Genomic DNA, 18,284 nt, shown 5'->3' on the forward strand with positions numbered 1-18,284 from the left:
AAAAAAAATGACACAGGGGGCCGATGCGTCAGCCGATGGGCAGACGCATGTTGTTGGTGATCGGACGAGCTTGAGGGTAGTTAGCTTTCGGAGGGCGCCACTGCAGGCGCCGAACGAACGAGCGAAGCGTAAGTAATGCGCTCACGGGGATGCACTGCTGCCAACTGACCGTTCACGATGAGGCGAACGATCGAACGGAAGCCCATAGCGCCGAGGCCGCTGAACGCCACCAGATCCGCGATGCGTGCAGAACCTACGATCTCTGCAACGATCGTCGCCATCTTTTCGTCGTGTTCCTTGGTCGGGAAGCGGCAGAAGTCGAAAGCCTGGGTTGCGTTGTAGCGATCCGCGTAGGTGAAATCGGCATCCGTCACCAAGTGAACCGAAACGTTCGAGTTGGGCGGCAACTGCGCGACGATGAGGCCGAGCGTGCGCTTGATCCGGGAACGCTCGACGCGTGCGGCAGGCTTCACCGCCACATAGACGTGGCGTCCGTCGCGGGTGATCACGAGGAAGTCGAACGTGTGACGGCGCAGGACGTCGCCATCACGATAGGTGATAGCCGTGGGCTGCTCGATGATCTTTGCGGTCTCCGGACGCAGCGCCAGCATGAACAGGACGATCAGTTCGAGATGGCTCTCGAAGTGGACGATGCGGTTCTGGAAGATGGCGAAGCCGCGACAGGTCTCGCGCGACTTCAGTGCAGGGAAGCGAGATGCGAGGGAACGGGCGGGCGGGTTATCGTAGTTCACAGTGACCTCCAGACGGACCTCAAGCGTTCCGGGAATCCATTCCCGCCCGACATGAGTGCTGATTTCGATTTTGGTGAGTTGATCGAAGACGCCGTGACGTCGCGGAGTTTGGCCGCGACGTCAGCGGGCTATGAGGTCGTCAAAAAGATGGATGCTGTTGATCACGGCGATATCTCCTCGTCCGGCCGCAGGGAGCGCCGGATAGCCTTCATTCGACAATGCTGGCGGCAAGCCGCCAGACCGTCAGGCCGATATGTTGAGGAACGCCGATTTGACGTGGAACGAGCCACAGATGGAGGCGCGAATGAATGCGTTGAACATATTGTGCCTCCTCTGGTCATGATCACTGAAATTGGTGATCGGCTGCGGTTCTCTTGCTTGCGCGAGTAAGTGTTTGCACAAGAACAAGTTCGTCGGTGGCGTTCCAATACGACGGCAACGGTATTCCGCACAAGATCTCGGGAGGCCGATGTTCAATCCACTGGGGTTTGGGTTACTTTCTCACTATTTGGGAGATCGCAATTCGATGAAAACTTATCCGGATTAATTTCGCGGAGCAGGGCGGAAATATCCGCAGCAGTCAGGTGTCTCCGATGCGCAAGAGAGGTCTCGAGCAGTTCAAGTGCCCCTGTGTTCTGACTAATGATCGTTCGGGCGCGATGCGCGCACGCCTTCAGCCTAGCGTGCACCTGACGACGGAGGTGACTATCGCGACGCACTTGTGCGAGGATTTCCGCGGGGTCGTCCGAAGTCAGGTAGACAAGACTTCCGCCCAGTCCAAGCGATGCGTCCATCCGTGCCGCCAGGATTGTGGCGAGGTGAATGTCTGAGTTTTCCTCTCCTCCGCCACCGTCTGCGTGGCCACCCAGAACGACGTCTTCCGCAGCGAGACCGGCGAGCAGGGTGGTGATCTCGGCGAGATAGCTTGTTCTCGAGCGATCAAAGCCAGGTGTTCGGCGAAACGTCGTCTGTCCTCCCGTGTTCTGTTGCGTGATCTCTTGCATCACCCGAACGTCGATTAGGGTGCTTCCGGATTCAGCGCTCAACAGGCTGCCGACAAAGGCATGCCCGGCTTCGTGAACACACAGGCGTCGAAGGGCGGCCTCCGACAGACGGATGCGAGAAGGAAGGCCATGCTCGAGATCGGCGGTCGTCATCGGCCGGCGTGCATGTCGCGCGCGCCTGCGTGCGTCACGGACCACCTGTTCGATGATTGCGCCGGTCGCGCCATCAAGGTGGGTTGCGATATCGGCTAGATCGACAGCCGGCAGATCATGACCTAGGTGATAGCGCAGAATAGTGAGACGCGCCTGGCAATCCGGTAGAGGAATCCGGAGGTGCCTGTCGAGGCGTCCTGGTCTGAGAAGCGCCGGATCAATCTTTTCAGGGTAGTTTGTCGCCGCAACCACGACGACGCCTTGCCGCGCTTCCGCGCCGTCAAGACATTCCAATAGGGCGTTCACGACTTCCCGAGAGTATTTCTCATTTGGCCCGCGGAGATCTCGGCGATTGCCCACGGCGTCGATCTCATCGATGAACAGGATGCTTGGTGCTGATTTAATGGCTTCATCGAAGGCGCTGCGCATCGCTTTCAGCAGGTCGCCGAGATGCCCTCGGGCTTGCCACCTCGCAAGGGAATGGACATGCACGGGAACGCCGCAAGTGGTGCCTAAAGACCTTACAAACATCGTTTTCCCGGTTCCGGAAGCACCGCTGACCAGGACTCCGCGATCGACGTCGGTCCACGGGATGCGACGCTCGCGATAGTCCAGAATGTCTCTTGCCAGCGACTTTCCCCAATCCGCCACTTCTCCGAGTCCGGCCAGATTCTCGAGGCGAGGGTGGTTGGACGCGACGGCGATCTGCGGCTCCCTGGAGGCAGACAGGTATCTCTGGATCCGACCAGCGGCTTGCCGCAAAGTAAGCCCTCGCTGCAAGCAGATGTTCAGTACATCGATCGGGATGGTGGCTGCCGCGGAGAGGATGCTGGTGGACGGTGTGCGATGGAAGAGCGTTTGAAATGTTGCGGCCAGTGCGCGTTCATCGACCGGGTCGAGTATGACGATCCCGTCCGCGAGGCTCCTGAATGCGTCTGGCATGTCCATTCGGTCCGAAGCAAATCCGAACACGATGCGCTTGTCCGATAGCGTTTGAATTGTATCGGTTGCATTCGTGACCTTTCGTGCATTCTCCTTGAGCCACGCCATTACGTCATAGATCGCTTTCTTCTCCGTAGTTTCGCGCAAAAGTAATAGGCTTTCGTTGGCGAATACTTCGATATCTTCCGCGCGATGGACGACGAAACCGACGAACGCTGGCCTTCCGCGCAAGACATGATGAAGATCATGCTGACGCAGCGCGCGAACGATGAGGTTGCGTGCGATCAGTGCGGCGGCGTTCTGGGGGCGAATTCTGACATGACGCCGCGACCGTTCTGCGAACTTCTGCCTGTTCATGGACAACTCCGGAGCATCGGACAAACGATTAAATGGGGCGACGGTCAGTGACGGTCCTCTGGCCCGACGGCAGGCTCGCCCAAGGCATAAACCCGGGACAGCGTTCGCGCATATCCAAGCGCTGGCGCCAGCAGCCAAAGCTGTGAAGTGATGGTCATTCGTCGGTCCTGGATCCGCGGATGGCCGTGGACGATGCCCTTGAGACATGGTTCCGTGCGTACCGTCACCTCCCAGTTCTCCAGGACGGGTGCGTCGTCGAGTATTCGCCGACCTGGGTGTTGCCCAACCCGAACGCGCTCAAGATCGCGCAGTAATTCGCGCAGGAGATTGATCTCGCGATCAAGTTGGGGGCCAGGAGAACGATCTTTAATGAGACTAGCCATGACATAGCTCCGCCACTTGCGGTCCCGCATCATTCCGGAACCAGGGACAATCTGTGGATTTTGGTAGAGCGAGCCGCGGGCACAAATGCCGCTGCACCGGGAACGATTAAAATGAGTGGAGGTCAAACTTGAAAACGCGCTGTGAAATCCGCCCAACCGATTTTCAGTCGGCCTTTAATCGGTATCAGCAGCGCAACTATCGGACGCGGTAGTCGTCAGAACCTTGCATCCAGCCAAAGCTCGCTGAGGCAACGACATGCCGGATCGATTTTTGATCGCCGCCGTAAGGCCGACGAAATCACTACAGGTGAGGTGGCGTCGCCCTCTATAGCGCACGCAAGTACGGCAGAAAGCGCGAGATCGATTTCTGCGGCGCCGATGACGTGGCTATTGAGCAGCCTAATGCCAACGGCGATTGCGGAGACCGCGTCGCCCGTGGCTGCCTCGATCCATTCTGGTTCGGCGATAATCGTCGTTCTGATCAGGCATCTTCTTAGCGGAGCAAGATCCTTGCGCGAGAATGAAAGCGGCTCGCGTGTGCGCCACCACCTGACAGGCGAATTCGCGGCTGCGTGCGGCAGTGAAGTAATCGGTGGTCTTCCCTCCGATCCGCCCGGTTGCCAGTGAATGCTTCCTATGGAGGCGGTCTTCAGCTTGATCGACAGCATGCGTTGTCCCTCACGAGATGTTCGGTAGGATTGAACGGATTTCAGGCGATGCGAAAACGATGGTTAGGATTCACGTTTGCGAATCCGGCTTTTTGAGCCCGGCGGACAGGATTCGTCCGCCACTAAATCCTTGGCAAGGTTTTAGCGGTACGATCTGTCGGCGTTGCTGAACGGAGCGATCCCGTGCTGCGCGCACAAGTGCTGGTTAATCGTGTCTTAACTATACCACGGGGCGATGAAGTTGTCATCGATAGGGTTCCGTTATGGTTAATGCGGCCGCGATGGTAACGCCTGCTCAGATAAGGGCTGCCCGCGCTTGGCTCGGATGGAGCCAAGATGATCTCTCGGCACGAGCAGGAATATCGAAGCGCTCGATCGCCCGTTATGAACTGGGCAAGTCGGTGCCTTATACGGACACGCTTGTCGCTCTTCAGCGAACATTTGAGGCTGCAGGTATCCGCTTTGAATTCGTCGGCATGGTCGGCAAGGGCATCAGTGCTCTCTAAATTTCGATTCTTGCGATCTGGGGAAGCCCCTTTTTGGCTCATGGTCGATTACGTAATTGACTAGGGGCCCGGGAGGAGAGGTGATCGATATCACCCGTCCCGTTACATAGCCGCCAGTTGGATATCATGCGCGCGCCCGACGACGAATTCGATCACGTAGTCGGTGACGGCGAAACGCGCGCCCCTGTGCACAATGATCGGAGGAATGCGCCGAAGCGCGCGTGCGCTAGGCGTGCGCGATCTCGATGATCGGCGGCCGAGGCGGATGTCGATAGCGTGCGGTGAACCGTTTACTCAGGGGCACACCACACATAGTGCTTGACGATGCCATCCCCTCCCCAAGGGGGCGTAGCTTGTAAGCTTCGTGAAGGCGCGTCCTGCCGCGGCGAGGGATGGATTGGCTTATGCACAACGAAATGCGACCGCAACGGATCGGCTTTGGGACATAGGCCGCCGTTCAGGGCAGTGACGGAAACTGCTGGCGATTATGGCTTGGGATCGTTGGTTTCGTCGTCATCGACTTCGTAGTCAAAATCGTCGTCGAGATTGAGCGCGACATCAGACTGACGACTGTGGCGGATCGAGGTGATTTCGATACCCTCTGGCCCAGGTTCGTAGTCGATCAAATAGTCACCCACGACGAGACGTCGGCTCTCCCTTACCAGGAAAGGCTTGAAGCCGATTTCAGGATAGTTGCCAATGCGCTGTTGAGCCGAACGGATATCCCTCAGAAAGGCGGCACCTGCTACAGGGCTTCTTTCGGTGAGATAGTTGGCTTCGTGCAGAAGGTACGTGCGAGCCGCTCCAGAAAGCCTGACCTTCATCAAGCTGCCTTCGATTTCACGATAGCTTCGATTTCACGGATCACATCGTCCATGTCGTGAACATCGCCGGTTGCGATCTGTTCGCGTCCTTTGATAATCGCGAGAATGTCGGCACCTTCGCCCGCGAGATAAGCTTTCAGCGCCCGCACGATTACCCAACTCCTATTGCGATCAGACGCGACCGCAATTTTCTCGATGTCCTCCTGGACGTCGAGGGGAAGTCGAAGCGTCAAAGGCTCGGACAATGGGGTCTTACTCATCAACGCTCTCCATTTTGTAATACACCGTATTACAATCGCAGGCAGGATACAATAGAGGAATTTGGGAGAGGCTCAGGCGTGCGCTCGTTAGAATGCACCGTCTCGATCATCGGCGGCCGCGGCGGATGTCGGTAGCGTGCGGTGAACCGTTCCTCGCCGGTCCTGCGCGGGGCCAACACCGAGCGTTCCGGCGGGCGCTTCACTTACGGTCGCGCCGACCGGGCGGGACCGACAAGATCGAGCGCATCGAGAATGTCGATCTTCTTCGCCTTGGCGAGATGCTGGGCGGCTTCGCGCCGCTCCGGAAAGACCATCGCCAGAATCCGCTTCTTGTGGGCCTGCCGCCACTCGCTGGTGTCGTCTACGATGTCGCGATAGGTCGTCCGCGGCAGCGATTGTCCGATGCCGAGCAGCGTATCAAGCGTCGACCGGAAACGGCGTCGGCGGTTCCAACGAAACTCGAATTCATGGAGATACGCGTCGAGGTGCTTCTCCCGGAAGCCATGGAACGTCCCGAGTCCCCAGCGCTTCAGATTCGAGCACTCAGGTTGCTCGGGAAATGCTTCCGATTTGGAATGCCATCGTAGGATCGGTTCAGGACGATTTTATTCGTGACGCCGAAGCGGGTCACGCGCTCGCCTGTCCTCGGATCGACGAGGCGTTCCCATTCCTCAACGTACCGAGGTGGCGAGGCTCGGCCGATTTGGTTTTCGGCGAGACATGGTGGTTGCACCGTTCAAAGGATCGCCACATCATTGAGAGAATATACCGAAACTCGGATCGCGGGTGTCTTGCATGAACTTTGAAGTTGCTCAGCGTCGTTTTATGAACCCCGCCGAAAGATGTGTAGTTGCTGACGAGCGTTCTTCATTTTTGGAAGAATTGAAGCCATTTGGGCGCGAACTTCGCACCTCGATCGAGGCATGGATGGATCTCAAGGAACAGACGTTGTCTGGCGAGGGAGGTCAAAACTCATTATCGGAGGTCAAGGACGGCGTACTGGTATGTCTCGACGCCTTTTTGTCACACGGGCGGGAGGAACGCGCTTGGCTTCCAATCGCATCGGACTTTGTGAAAACAGAATTTGCCCGCGAATGTTTAGGCCACGCTGCTGTAACGACAGCCCGCATCGGATCGCGCGAGTTCATAGAGCCATTTTGCGCTGCGCCTGGGACATTTTCGCCTGACGCACGACGAGCGAGGCGGCTCGATGCCTACAACGCATTGGTGCGTTTCGTCGTCGACTTCAACAAAGAAATCTTGGCTCAGAATAAGATAGTGGTTCGATTAGCGAATCCTTGATGAATTTCTTCTAGTCAGCAGGCTCTGAGTCGAGGAAAGATCTGCCGATGGATGAAGACGAAGCACGTAACCAATATGCAGAGATGAAGCGGACGTGGAGAGAATTCCTTCGATTGGCTTCCGAGGCCACGAATGGAACGGATGCTCAAGGATACATCTCGTCGGCCGATTCATTCATCGAAGACTCCGAGACACTCCGATATAAGTTTCAACGTCACTTTAAGAGACCGATCGACGACGAGGACATTTACGTCGGCGGCCCTGAGCCAATGTTGGTGCCTTAAGAGGGCATCCGTGCTCTTCTGAGTTCGATGCCCTTATGCCTGCTCAGGGCTCATTTCAGCGCGGTAGTCGAGCAAGAGCATCTCTGGGAGAGCTCCAGAGGTATGCGCTGCTTGGGGGACGGAGATGAAGCTCCGCCCCGGTAGTAAGTCGTTACTGCGCGGCGCTGACAGTGGCGGGATAGCCCGCCACCTCAAGTGCTTGTGTGAAAGCGGCGCCGTCAGAGTTGGCGTCGATGGTTACGATCCGGGTCTTGAGATCGACACCGACTTTGGCGCCTGCGTCGACGCTCTGAATTGCCTTGGTGACGACCCCAGCGCAACGGCCGCAGGTCATATCGGGTACGTTCAACTTCAGCATTGGAGACTCCTAAATTAGCACCGGCACAAGCGCCGTTTCCTGAAGCTGCGGGTTCCCGCCAGTGGAACGTCAAGCAGGTTCTCTTGTAGCTTTGAAGTTTGCGTCGCTCAGAAATGCGTGTTGACCTTCCTGTCACTGGAAGAATTAGCCTTTGTTCAACTCATTCGAACAGAGGACAGGAATGATGAATGCCTCGCCGCAAATTCTATCCGCAATTGCCAGACAAAACTTCCCGATCGAGGGCATGACCTGCGCATCCTGTGTGCGCCGCGTCGAAGTCGCGATCACCAAGGTACCGGGCGTGACCGCGGCTGCCGTCAATCTCGCCACGGAAAGCGCCGACGTCGCCTTCAGTGGCGCCATCGATTCCGACGGGATCATCGCCGCGATCCGCGGTGCCGGCTACGACGTGCCCGTCGAGAAAATTGAAGTCGACATCGAGGGCATGACCTGCGCGTCCTGTGTGAACCGTGTCGAAAAGGCGATTGCCGCGGTTCCAGGCGTAAAATCCGCCTCGGTCAATCTCGCCACCGAACGCGCGACCGTCGAGCTGCTTGCGGGTTCCACGCCACGCGCCGCGATCGACGCCGCCATCCGCAAGGCCGGCTACGAGCCGCGCCGCAGCGAAAAGGCGGAGACCGAGGGCGACAGCCGCGAGGATGCCCGCAACCGCGAGTTCTCCGACCTCAAGCGCGACTTCGGTATCGCCGCTGTGCTGACACTGCCGATCTTCGTGCTCGAAATGGGCTCCCACGTGTTCCCGTTGCTGCACCATTGGCTGATGGCGAATGTCGGTGATCAGCCGCGCTACATCGCCTTCTTTGTTCTCGCGACCATCGTCCAGTTCGGCCCTGGCCTGCGCTTCTACAGGAAGGGCGTGCCGGCGCTTATGCGCGTCGCCCCGGACATGAACTCCCTGGTCGTCGTCGGCTCGACCGCAGCCTGGGCCTATTCCGTCGTTGCGACCTTCGCGCCGGGCGTGCTGCCGGACGGCACGGCCAATGTCTATTTCGAGGCCTCGGCGGTCATCGTCACGCTGATCCTGCTTGGCCGCGTGCTTGAAGCTAAGGCCAAGGGCCGCACCAGCGAAGCGATCAAGCGGCTGATGGGCCTGCAGGCGAAGTCGGCGCGCGTCGAGCGCAACGGCGAGTTCGTCGAGACCCCGCTCGATGAGGTGATCGCAGGCGATGTCGTCCAGGTGCGTCCGGGCGACAAGCTGCCGGTCGATGGTGTCGTGTTGTCGGGTTCGTCGTTCGTGGACGAGTCGATGATCTCCGGCGAGCCGATCCCGGTCAGCAAGGGAGAAGGCGCAGAGGTCGTTGGCGGCACGATCAACAAGACCGGCAGCTTCACCTATCACGCAACCAAGGTCGGCGCCGATACGCTGCTCGCCCAGATCATCCGCATGGTCGAATCCGCGCAGGGGTCAAAGCTGCCGATCCAGGCCGTCGTCGACAAGGTGACGGCCTGGTTCGTACCTGCCGTTATGGCGGCCGCCGCGCTCACCTTCCTGGTCTGGCTGTTCTTCGGCCCGGAACCGGCCGTCAGCTTCGCGCTGGTCAATGCGGTCGCGGTGCTGATCATCGCTTGCCCCTGCGCCATGGGTCTCGCCACCCCGACCTCGATCATGGTCGGCACGGGCCGCGCGGCCGAACTAGGCGTGCTGTTCCGGAATGGAGAGGCACTGCAATCTCTGAAGTCGACGCAGGTCGTGGCCCTCGACAAGACCGGTACGCTTACCGCCGGCAAGCCGGTGATGACCGATCTCGTCGTCACCAGCGGTTTCGAGCGTGCGAAGGTTCTGGCACTCATTGCTTCGGTTGAGGCTCAGTCCGAACACCCCGTTGCCGCCGCCATCGTGGCTGCCGCTAAGGATGAAGGCTCTTCATTGGGGGAGGTCAACGCTTTCGAAGCGGTGCCCGGCTTCGGTGTCAGCGCAAAGGTGGGTCAGCACCAGGTTGCTGTTGGCGCCGACCGCTATATGACCAAGCTCGGCATTGCGGTGGACACCTTCGCCGACACCGCACGCCGCATGGGCAAGCAGGCCAAGACGCCGCTCTATGCGGCTGTCGACGGCAAGCTCGCTGCCGTGATCGCGGTTTCCGATCCGATCAAGCGTTCGACCCCGCAAGCCATTCGCGCCCTGCAGGCCATGGGTTTGAAGGTCGCGATGATCACCGGCGACAATCGTCGCACCGCAGAAGCGATCGCATCCCAACTCGGCATTGATGAGGTCGTTGCCGAAGTGTTGCCCGACGGCAAGGTCGACGCGATCAAGCGCCTGCGGGCCGGCGGCCGCACCGTAACTTTCGTCGGCGACGGCATCAACGATGCGCCCGCACTGGCCGAGGCTGATGTCGGCATGGCGATCGGCACCGGCACGGACGTTGCGATCGAAAGCGCCGATGTGGTGTTGATGTCAGGCGATCTGCTCGGTGTCACCAACGCGATCGCTTTGTCGAAGGCGACCATCCGCAACATCCATCAGAACCTGTTCTGGGCCTTCGCCTACAACGCGGCCCTTATCCCGGTCGCGGCTGGAGCACTTTATCCCGTCAGCGGCACGCTGTTGTCGCCGATGCTGGCGGCCGGCGCGATGGCACTATCGAGTGTTTTCGTGCTCGGCAACGCGATGCGCCTGAAGCGCTTCCAGGCACCTGTCCGGGAAACTGGCGACAGCGCTGCGGTTTCATTCGTTCCAGCCGAGTGAACGCATCCGGCCCGCCATTGAGGCGGGCCGCCCCTCTCTCAATCCCACTTTTGTTTTGAGGATCGCCATGTCGAGCGAACATCGCATTGAAATCTATTCCACTCCGACCTGCGATCTGGCCGTCGCAGAGGCAAGGAACCGGCCATCTTTTCGGTTTGTCCTGGCGAACGAAGGCACTTGAGCTTCCAGTAACTGGAAGCATTATATGATGTCCCACTCACTCCAGGGAGAGCCAGATGAATATTGGCGCCGCATCAGAAAAATCGAGACTACCGGCCAAGACCATTCGCTATTACGAGGATATCGGCCTGCTGACGGCTGACCGCGCCAGCAACGGCTATCGCGATTATTCGATAGCTGACGTGCATCGCATGCGCTTCATCCAACGCTCGCGCAGCCTGGGCTTTTCGGTTGAGGAATGCCGACAACTGCTTTCGCTTTACAACGACAAGGAACGCCAGAGCGCGGATGTCAAAGCCTTAGCAAATACGAAGCTCAAGGAAATCGACAAGAAGCTAATCGAGCTCAATGAGCTTCGAGACACCTTACGCCGCCTTGTCCGCAGTTGCCGTGGCGATAGTCGCCCCGACTGCCCAATCATCGAGGGATTGTCGAACTCTCAGCAATGATTGATACCCGCGTTGACGGCGACGCTCCCATTGTCGCAGGCATGCAAGCGCGACTGGCGGACTCCCAAGACAGTTATGGTTCAGCGGCGCAGCAGCATGGCTTATCGCTGACGATGTCGTGTCGCCGGATTAGTTCGCTATATCACATCTCGCAAACGATCAGGCTCTTGCGGCCAAGAGGAATGGATTGATGACCGAAAAGAAAGTCGCCGTTGTAGTCGGCGCTGGCGCAGGCCTTGGAAATGCGTTGGTCCGGCGTTTCGCCGCGGCAGGCATGAGCGTGGCCGCGGTCTCCCGGAAGGAACGCGCACCCGAGGCGGATGAGCACCGCGATCTTGTCCGTGGCTACGCCTGCGATGCCACGATGGGTGACCAGGTAAAAGCGATGTTCGAGCGGGTAGAAAAAGAGCTCGGCCCGCCCGATCTGGTGGTGTTCAATGTCGGAACCTGGGATCGCGCGGGCATTCTAGAGATCTCGGACGAGCTGTTCGAGCAGGCCTGGCGCACCGGCTGCTTCGGTGGATTTCTCGTCGGCCGAGCCGCGGCGGCTGCTATGTTGCCGCAAGGCCGAGGCACCATCATATTCACGGGCGCGACCGGTTCGATCCGCGGCGGCGCCGGGTTTGCGGCCTTCGCAGTCCCCAAATTCGGCCTCCGCGCACTGGCTCAGAGCATGGCCCGCGAACTGGGTCCAAAGGGGGTCCACGTCGCCCACGTCCTTATCGATGGCATGATAGACCAGGAAGGCGAGGCGGCATCGGAGACACATCTGGCGCCAACCGCAATCGCCGAAGCTTTCTACCAGCTTCATCGGCAGGAGCGTAGCGCCTGGACGCACGAAATCGATCTGCGACCCGCCAGCGAAAAATTCTGAGTAATCAAGACATCCGTGAAGAAACGGCTCGGCAGGATCGAGGGGCAGGTGCGCGGACTCTCGCAGACGGTCGTGGAGGACCGGTGCTGCATCGACGTCGTCACGCAGATCTCCGCCGTCCGCGCCGCCCTCCGCCGCGTCGAGGAGGAAGTGCTGAAGGACCACGTCTCGCACTGCGTCGAGCACGCCAGTGCGAGCGGCGACAAGGTCGCCCAGCGCCGGAAGATCGCCGAGCTGAAGGCGGTCGTCGGGCCAAACGATGACCGGCGGTGCGCTTTCAGGCTTGGCGCTTAGAACTATCGCGGCTAAGGTCCGCAGATCGACTCGAACAATCGTAGGCATCTGAGTAGTACATGCTCGTTAGGCTCGCCAGGAAACAGCGGATGAAGGCAGGGTGGATCGTCACCTTGGTCTATCTGCTGTGTATTCTGGCACCACCGCTGTCCTACGCCATGCCCGGAGAGCACGCCGTCGTCCCATGCATGACCATGGAAGGCGTGATGTCCGGCTCGATGCACATGCACGATGAGGTTCTCCAGCCCGTTCATGCTTACCTCGACGGTGCCGCACACGAGCATTCTTCGGCGCAGCCGATGGCGATGTCCGATCAAGACGATCGGATGTCGATGTCGGGCGCCATGGACGACGTTGACGTGCCTGCGAAGAAAGGCCCGCACACGACCAGCGGGCAGTGCTGCGCGCTGATGTGCGTCTCTATGATGCCGGCTCCTCTGTTCGAGGTTTCGGCACCGGCGGTACCGAGCGTCGTCCGCATTGCGGCAAGCTATCGCGTCGCTGCCGACAACGCGCCCCCCGAGCACTACCGTCCCCCCATCGCCTGATCTGACTTGCTAGACGCGGTGCCGTGCCCGGAAGGGATGCGTGCGCCTGTGGTCCATTGTCATTTCAGGAAGAGAACATGTTTGCGCAGTTTGGGGCGAAGTTCGCCGCCGTTCGTTCGGTGGCCGCGACACTATTTGATCGACGAAACGCGGCACTCGCCGCGGCATCCGTAGTCGCCCTCACACTAGGGGGCTGCCTGGCGGCGACGGCACCCTTGGCCGGGGCCGATCCGGCCGATCCCGCGTCGAGAGTGGCGGCTGTCGGCTACCGCTCGACCGTCGCCCCCTATACCGGTCTCCGTCCGGTCGCTCCGTCCTCATGGAGGGAGCAGAACGACCGCGCCGCTCCCGCTCCGAAATCCGGCCGGTAGGAGCGGACATGTCCAATTCGCATCACATCTCCCGTCGTCCAACCGACCGCCGGGGCACCCGGCCGGCAGCGGCCGCAGTCCTGCTTTCGTCGCTCTTCCTGTCCGGATGCGCGACCTTCTCCCCCGATGCCGGCATGGGGGTGGTCGCCGGCGTCGCTGGCGAGACGATCAAGAAGGACGTCATCTCGATCAAGACGCAGGCCGACGCGCTGCGGGCCGACGGCGCCGTGAAGGAGATCCTTCGCCGGACGCTCACCGTGGACAGCGCGGTGCAGGTAGCGCTGCTAAGCAATCGGGGCCTCCAGGCCGCCTACAACGAACTGGCGCTCGCCGAAACCGACCTCGTCGCGGACAGCCTTCCGCCCAACCCGACCTTCTCTGTATCCCGTATATCCGGAAGCGGGGCGGTGGAGATCGAGCGTCAGATCGTCGGCGACATCCTGGCGCTCGCGACCCTCCCGTTCCGCTCGGAGATCGCCCGTCAGCGTTTCCAGAAGGCCCAGTTGCGCGCTGCCGAGGAGACGCTGCGGCTCGCCGCCGACGTGCGCCGTTCCTACTACAGGGCGGTCGCCGCCAACGAACTGGTTATGCTCCTGACCGATGCCAAGTCGACGGCCGAGTCCACCGCCCAGCTTGCGCAGAAGCTCGGCGAGACCGGGTCGCTCAACAAGCTCGACCAGGCCCGCGAGCAGGTGTTCTACGCGGAGACGACCGCCGATCTCGCAACGCTGCGCCAGGACGCGACGAGCTCGCGCGAGCGTCTGATCCGGCTGCTCGGCCTCTGGGACGGAGACGTCGGCATCAAGTTGCCGCAGCGGCTGCCCGTCCTGCCGCGTCGGCCGCTTTCGCTTCCGCGCATCGAGGTTGATGCCGTGACACATCGTATCGACCTGCAGATCGCCCGCATCGAGTTGGCCGCGCTTGAGAAGTCGTTGAACCTCACCCAGGCCAGCCGGTTCGTGACGATGCTCGACGTCGCCGGCATCGACCGCAAGACCCGCGATCCGGAGGGGCCGCCATTCCGCGAACGCGGTTTTGACATCCAGTTCCAGATTCCGATCTACGACGGCGGCGAGATCCGGGTTCGGCAGGCCGCCGAGACCTACAACCAGTCGTTCAACCTGCTGACCGAGAGGGCCGTGAACGTCCGCTCGGAAGCGCGCGATGCCTTCCGCGTCTACCGCTCGACCTACGACATCGCGGGCCACTACCAGCGCGAAGTTCTGCCGCTGCGCAAGATCATCTCGGAAGAGATGCAACTGCGCTTCTCGAGCATGCAGGTCGATGTGTTCGCGCTCCTGACCGAAGCCCGGCAGCGCATCGCCGCGCTGCGGGCCGCCATCGAGGCGAAGCGCGACTTCTGGCTCGCACAATCCGAACTGCAGACGGCGGTCAACGGAGGAGGCGGCGGAGACGCAGCTTCCGGAACGAAATCGACGACGACGACCGCCCAGGCGTCCGGCGGCGGAGGACATTGAGATGGAGAGACCCATGCTGTCGCGAAGAAACTTCCTCGGCACCGCAACGGCGCTCGCGAGCGCGGCCGCCATCACCGGTCGCGCCCAGGCGGCGACCATTCCGGAAGCCCCGACCATGAAAAAGGTCACGATGCAGCCGCCGCTGCATCCGACCAGCGGTCCTGACTACAATCCCGTCGTCACCCTGAATGGCTGGACTTTGCCGTGGCGCATGAACGGCGACTGGAAGGAATTCCATCTCGTCGCCGAGCCGGTCGAACGCGAGTTCGCCGAGGGCATGAAGGCGCATCTGTGGGGCTACAACGGCCAGTCGCCGGGTCCGACCATCGAGACCGTGGAGGGCGACAAGGTCCGCATCTTCGTCACCAACAAGCTGCCCGAGCACACCACGGTGCATTGGCACGGCGTGATCCTGCCGGCGGGCATGGACGGCGTCGGCGGGCTCAGTCAGCCCCACATCCCGCCCGGCAAGACCTTCGTCTACGAATTCGAGATGAAGCATAGCGGGACCTTCATGTACCACCCGCATTCGGACGAGATGGTGCAGATGGCGATGGGCATGATGGGGATGATCGTCGTCCATCCGCGCGACAGGGCCTTCCGTCCGGTTGACCGCGATTTCGTTTTCATCATGAGCAGCTATCTCATCGACCCCGGCACCTACCTGCCGAAGGTCACCGAGATGACCGACTTCAATCTGTGGGCGTTCAACAGCCGCGTGTTTCCCGGCATCGATCCCATGCCCGTCCGACTGGGCGACCGCGTCCGCGTCCGCGTCGGTAATCTCACCATGACCAACCATCCGATCCACCTGCATGGGCACAATTTCGCCGTCAGTTGCACCGACGGCGGCTGGGTGCCCGAGAGCGCCCAGTGGCCGGAGGTGACCGCGGACATACCGGTGGGTGCGATACGTGCGTTCGACTTCACCGCCGACAATCCGGGCGACTGGGCGTTCCACTGCCACAAGTCGCATCACACGATGAACGCCATGGGTCACGACATGCGCACGCTGATCGGGGTGAACAAGAAGGACCTCGCGAAGGCCGTCGGCAAGCTGGCGCCGGATGCGATGGTGATGGGATCGACCGGCGGCGCCATGGGCGAGATGGAGATGCCGATGCCGGACAACACGCTGCCGATGATGACCGGCACCGGGCAGTTCGGACCGATCGAGATGGGCGGCATGTTCACCGTCATGAAGATCCGCGAAGGCCTCGCGCGCGACGACTACAAGGATCCGGGTCCGTACAAGCATCCTCCCGGAACGGTTGCCTACGAAGTCGAGGCGCCGCAGAAGGACGCGCCTCGGCAGGTCAATGAAAAGACGAAAACCAAGGCGGCGGACCCCCAACCCATGAAGGGAATGAACATGAAGGGGATGAAGGGAATGAAGGGAATGTAGGCGCTCGCGAACGGCGAACAGGCGGACAAAATATGAAGGAGATCACGATGAAGAAGACACCGATCGCGCAAGCCGCGGCGCTTGCGGCGCTGCTCGCGTCCACGCCCGTGCTGGCGGAGCCCGCTCACGGTAGCCACGGCCACGACGAGACCTTCTCGGCGGGCGAACCGGGCGACACTAAGAAGCCCGCCCGGGTCGTCCAGGTCACCATGATGGAAGCGGGCGGCAAGATGCTGTTCACGCCGGCCAAAGTCGAGGTCCGCAAGGACGAGCAGGTCAGGTTCGTGCTGCGCAACAGCGGCGAGCTCGACCACGAATTCGTCCTCGCCACGACCGAGGAGAATCTCAAGCACGCAGATTCCATGAGGAAGAACCCCGACATGGAGCACGACGATCCCAACGGCAGGATGCTGGCCCCGAAGAAGACGGGTGAGATCGTCTGGAAGTTCAGCAAGGCGGGGGAGTTCGAATACTCCTGCCTGATACCCGGTCACCGCGAAGCGGGAATGATCGGCACCGTCGTCGTCAAGTAGTCCAAACCCCGAAAGGAAAGAAAATGACCAACTCCAAACTCGCAGCAGCCGCCCTCGCAGTCTCACTACTCGCCTCGTCCGTCGCCTCTGCCCAGGACGCGATGGTCAACGGCGAAGTGAAGAAAGTCGATGAGACCGCCAAGAAGATCACTCTCAAGCATGGGCCGATCAAGAACCTCGGCATGGACGACGACGGCATGACGATGGTCTTCAAGGTCAAAGACCCCGCGATGCTCAAGCAGGTGAAGGTCGGCGACAAGGTCCAGTTCACGGCCGAGCGCGGCGACGACGGCATCGCCATCACCAAGATCCAGAAGGGCAAGTAGGCCCGAAGGACGACTTCCGCTGCCCGGCGAACCGGCCGGCGGCGGAAGTCATGGTCGACGCCCGCAAAGGAAACGGCATGGACGCATCTCTGGGCCACGAAGGACCCGCCTCCGCAGGACGGACGCTCGCGTACGATCGCGGAACCGGACGGCTGAGCGGCGCGGGCCTCGTGCGGAGACTGGCCGTGCTCGCGCTGCAGGCGGGATCGACCGCCACGGCGCCGTTCGGACATCGTGGGTATCGTCTCGGCTGCAAGGTCGTGTCGTCGGCATTCGCTCCCGGTGAAATCGTCGTCCGGCTCAATACCGACGCCGTGTTTTCCGTACCGTTTGCGGATGGATACTGGAGCAGGCTGCTCAACAGGCGATACGACTACGAAGAGGAGATCGAGGCCTTCCTGCAAGTGGCGTCCGACGTCGACTACGTCTTCGTCGATGGCGGCGCCAACTTCGGATACTGGTCCGTGCTCGCGTCAAGCAAGCCCTTCGGCGCGCACGATGCGCTCGCGATCGAGGCATCCGCACTGAACATGTCGCGTCTCGAACTCAACTCCCGGCTCAACGGTAATCGATTCCGCTGTATCCACGCGGCGATCGGCGGCGCTTCCGGCGGCTACGTCCGCATCACGGGCGATCGTCACGAAGTCTTCGGCACGGCGCGCGCAGGCGCCGACGAGCACTGCGCCGTCCGAACGGTCTCGCTCGACGGTCTGATGGCGGAAGGCGGGATCGACGTAAGTCGTCCGATCGTCGTGAAGCTCGACGTGGAGGGCGTCGAGATCGAGGCGCTGCAGGGGGGCGAGAGCCTTCTAGCGCGCGACGCGATCTTCATATGCGAGGAGCACGGCGCCGATCGTAAACATTCGGTGTCGCGGTATCTGATGGACGCGATGTCGCTTCGCCTCTACGTCTTCGACGCCGCGGCATCGGGCTTCGTCCGCGTGCGGAATCTGTCCGTTCTAGATCGCATCAAGCGGTACGCGTGGGTGGGCTACAACGTCTTCGCCACCGCGAGCCCCCTTTGGGGGGAGAAACTCGAACGCATCAGGGGAGGGCGGTCGTGAACGGGTCGAAGCGAAACCTTGCCCCGCCGCGACGCGTGTCGCGTGTCAGAAAGGACCTGCGCGCCGCGATCCGGGCGGTGCGTCCACCCCGTTCTGTCGTCGAATCCGCTTCCGATCATTGGAGATACTGAAAGCCCACGGGTCTACGTTTTCCGTCCATCCGCAAGCACGCGCGCCGCACCGCGCGACGGACCCATTTGTTTCAAACGCAGGAGAATGGACGGGAGAGTTTGTCGGACACGACGCGGAACAACCATCT

At 60.9% G+C, this 18,284-nt stretch carries 20 protein-coding genes and 1 pseudogene; 13 read left to right on the forward strand and 8 right to left on the reverse strand.

Translation table 11 applies throughout. The annotated features are described in order from the left end of the window. Positions 1-80: 80 nt before the first annotated feature. The gene (locus AB7783_RS06850) at positions 81-752 is read right to left on the reverse strand and encodes a TnsA endonuclease N-terminal domain-containing protein (protein WP_441277182.1); all 672 of its coding nucleotides are present in this window, start codon (positions 750-752) and stop codon (positions 81-83) included. Positions 753-803: 51 nt separating this feature from the next. Between AB7783_RS06850 and AB7783_RS06855 the strand changes: the two genes are divergently transcribed. Next, positions 804-1,142: a hypothetical protein gene (locus AB7783_RS06855; RefSeq protein ID WP_441277183.1), complete on the forward strand. Its 339-nt coding sequence runs from the start codon at positions 804-806 to the stop codon at positions 1,140-1,142. A gap of 83 nt (positions 1,143-1,225) precedes the next feature. On the opposite strand, the gene AB7783_RS06860 is transcribed toward AB7783_RS06855, so the two are convergent. The 3 genes from AB7783_RS06860 to AB7783_RS06870 all read right to left on the reverse strand — a co-directional run bounded on the left by AB7783_RS06860 (position 1,226) and on the right by AB7783_RS06870 (position 4,259). Further along, complete coding sequence (locus AB7783_RS06860; protein ID WP_441277184.1) at positions 1,226-3,208, reverse strand: AAA family ATPase; 1,983 nt, start codon at positions 3,206-3,208, stop codon at positions 1,226-1,228. Positions 3,209-3,252: 44 nt separating this feature from the next. Then, on the reverse strand, positions 3,253-3,591 hold the full coding sequence (locus AB7783_RS06865) for a hypothetical protein (protein ID WP_441277185.1): 339 nt from the start codon (positions 3,589-3,591) through the stop codon (positions 3,253-3,255). A 215-nt stretch (positions 3,592-3,806) separates the two neighbouring features. After that, positions 3,807-4,259, reverse strand: coding sequence for a hypothetical protein (locus AB7783_RS06870; protein WP_441277186.1), 453 nt, complete (start codon positions 4,257-4,259; stop codon positions 3,807-3,809). A 263-nt stretch (positions 4,260-4,522) separates the two neighbouring features. Between AB7783_RS06870 and AB7783_RS06875 the strand changes: the two genes are divergently transcribed. Next, a complete protein-coding gene (locus tag AB7783_RS06875; protein WP_441277187.1) occupies positions 4,523-4,765 on the forward strand; it encodes a helix-turn-helix domain-containing protein in 243 nt (80 codons plus the stop codon). A 485-nt stretch (positions 4,766-5,250) separates the two neighbouring features. Here AB7783_RS06875 and AB7783_RS06880 read toward each other — a convergent pair whose 3' ends face one another. The 3 genes and pseudogenes from AB7783_RS06880 to AB7783_RS06890 all read right to left on the reverse strand — a co-directional run. Further along, a complete protein-coding gene (locus AB7783_RS06880) occupies positions 5,251-5,589 on the reverse strand; it encodes a type II toxin-antitoxin system RelE/ParE family toxin (RefSeq protein ID WP_441277188.1) in 339 nt (112 codons plus the stop codon). Next, a complete protein-coding gene (locus AB7783_RS06885; RefSeq protein WP_441277189.1) occupies positions 5,589-5,849 on the reverse strand; it encodes a CopG family ribbon-helix-helix protein in 261 nt (86 codons plus the stop codon). The genes AB7783_RS06880 and AB7783_RS06885 overlap by 1 nt, the downstream gene beginning before the upstream one ends. Positions 5,850-6,307: 458 nt before the next feature. After that, positions 6,308-6,439 (reverse strand): annotated as a pseudogene (locus AB7783_RS06890) (transposase); the annotation flags it as partial. Between the two features lie 205 nt (positions 6,440-6,644). Between AB7783_RS06890 and AB7783_RS06895 the strand changes: the two are divergent. Further along, positions 6,645-7,151 carry a hypothetical protein gene (locus AB7783_RS06895; protein WP_441277190.1) on the forward strand — a complete coding sequence of 169 codons (507 nt, stop codon included), beginning with the start codon at positions 6,645-6,647 and terminating at the stop codon, positions 7,149-7,151. 435 nt (positions 7,152-7,586) lie between these two features. On the opposite strand, the gene AB7783_RS06900 is transcribed toward AB7783_RS06895, so the two are convergent. After that, positions 7,587-7,793, reverse strand: coding sequence for a heavy-metal-associated domain-containing protein (locus tag AB7783_RS06900; RefSeq protein WP_441277191.1), 207 nt, complete (start codon positions 7,791-7,793; stop codon positions 7,587-7,589). A 184-nt stretch (positions 7,794-7,977) separates the two neighbouring features. Here AB7783_RS06900 and AB7783_RS06905 point away from each other — a divergent pair, with 184 nt between their 5' ends. The 10 genes from AB7783_RS06905 to AB7783_RS06950 all read left to right on the forward strand — a co-directional run bounded on the left by AB7783_RS06905 (position 7,978) and on the right by AB7783_RS06950 (position 18,025). After that, the gene (locus AB7783_RS06905; RefSeq protein ID WP_441279646.1) at positions 7,978-10,503 is read left to right on the forward strand and encodes a heavy metal translocating P-type ATPase; all 2,526 of its coding nucleotides are present in this window, start codon (positions 7,978-7,980) and stop codon (positions 10,501-10,503) included. Between the two features lie 236 nt (positions 10,504-10,739). Then, a complete protein-coding gene (gene cueR, locus AB7783_RS06910) occupies positions 10,740-11,132 on the forward strand; it encodes a Cu(I)-responsive transcriptional regulator (RefSeq protein ID WP_441277192.1) in 393 nt (130 codons plus the stop codon). A 190-nt stretch (positions 11,133-11,322) separates the two neighbouring features. Then, positions 11,323-12,006 carry an SDR family NAD(P)-dependent oxidoreductase gene (locus tag AB7783_RS06915; protein WP_441279647.1) on the forward strand — a complete coding sequence of 228 codons (684 nt, stop codon included), beginning with the start codon at positions 11,323-11,325 and terminating at the stop codon, positions 12,004-12,006. 3 nt (positions 12,007-12,009) lie between these two features. Next, positions 12,010-12,300: a metal-sensitive transcriptional regulator gene (locus tag AB7783_RS06920; RefSeq protein WP_441279648.1), complete on the forward strand. Its 291-nt coding sequence runs from the start codon at positions 12,010-12,012 to the stop codon at positions 12,298-12,300. 89 nt (positions 12,301-12,389) lie between these two features. Beyond that, entirely contained in the window at positions 12,390-12,848 is a 459-nt protein-coding gene (locus tag AB7783_RS06925) for a hypothetical protein (protein ID WP_441277193.1), read from the forward strand. Between the two features lie 379 nt (positions 12,849-13,227). Then, positions 13,228-14,697 (forward strand): TolC family protein, encoded by a 1,470-nt coding sequence (locus AB7783_RS06930; protein WP_441277194.1) that lies wholly within the window; start codon positions 13,228-13,230, stop codon positions 14,695-14,697. Positions 14,698-14,710: 13 nt separating this feature from the next. Continuing rightward, positions 14,711-16,102, forward strand: a complete 1,392-nt coding sequence (locus AB7783_RS06935) for a multicopper oxidase family protein (protein ID WP_441277195.1) — start codon at positions 14,711-14,713, stop codon at positions 16,100-16,102. A 47-nt stretch (positions 16,103-16,149) separates the two neighbouring features. Further along, positions 16,150-16,635, forward strand: a complete 486-nt coding sequence (locus AB7783_RS06940; protein WP_441277196.1) for a cupredoxin domain-containing protein — start codon at positions 16,150-16,152, stop codon at positions 16,633-16,635. A 23-nt stretch (positions 16,636-16,658) separates the two neighbouring features. Next, on the forward strand, positions 16,659-16,961 hold the full coding sequence (locus tag AB7783_RS06945; protein ID WP_441277197.1) for a copper-binding protein: 303 nt from the start codon (positions 16,659-16,661) through the stop codon (positions 16,959-16,961). Between the two features lie 77 nt (positions 16,962-17,038). Beyond that, entirely contained in the window at positions 17,039-18,025 is a 987-nt protein-coding gene (locus tag AB7783_RS06950; RefSeq protein ID WP_441277198.1) for an FkbM family methyltransferase, read from the forward strand. Positions 18,026-18,284: the final 259 nt, after the last annotated feature.

Source organism: Tardiphaga sp. 172_B4_N1_3 (assembly GCF_052076035.1).
GTDB classification, from domain to species: Bacteria; Pseudomonadota; Alphaproteobacteria; order Rhizobiales; family Xanthobacteraceae; genus Tardiphaga; species Tardiphaga robiniae.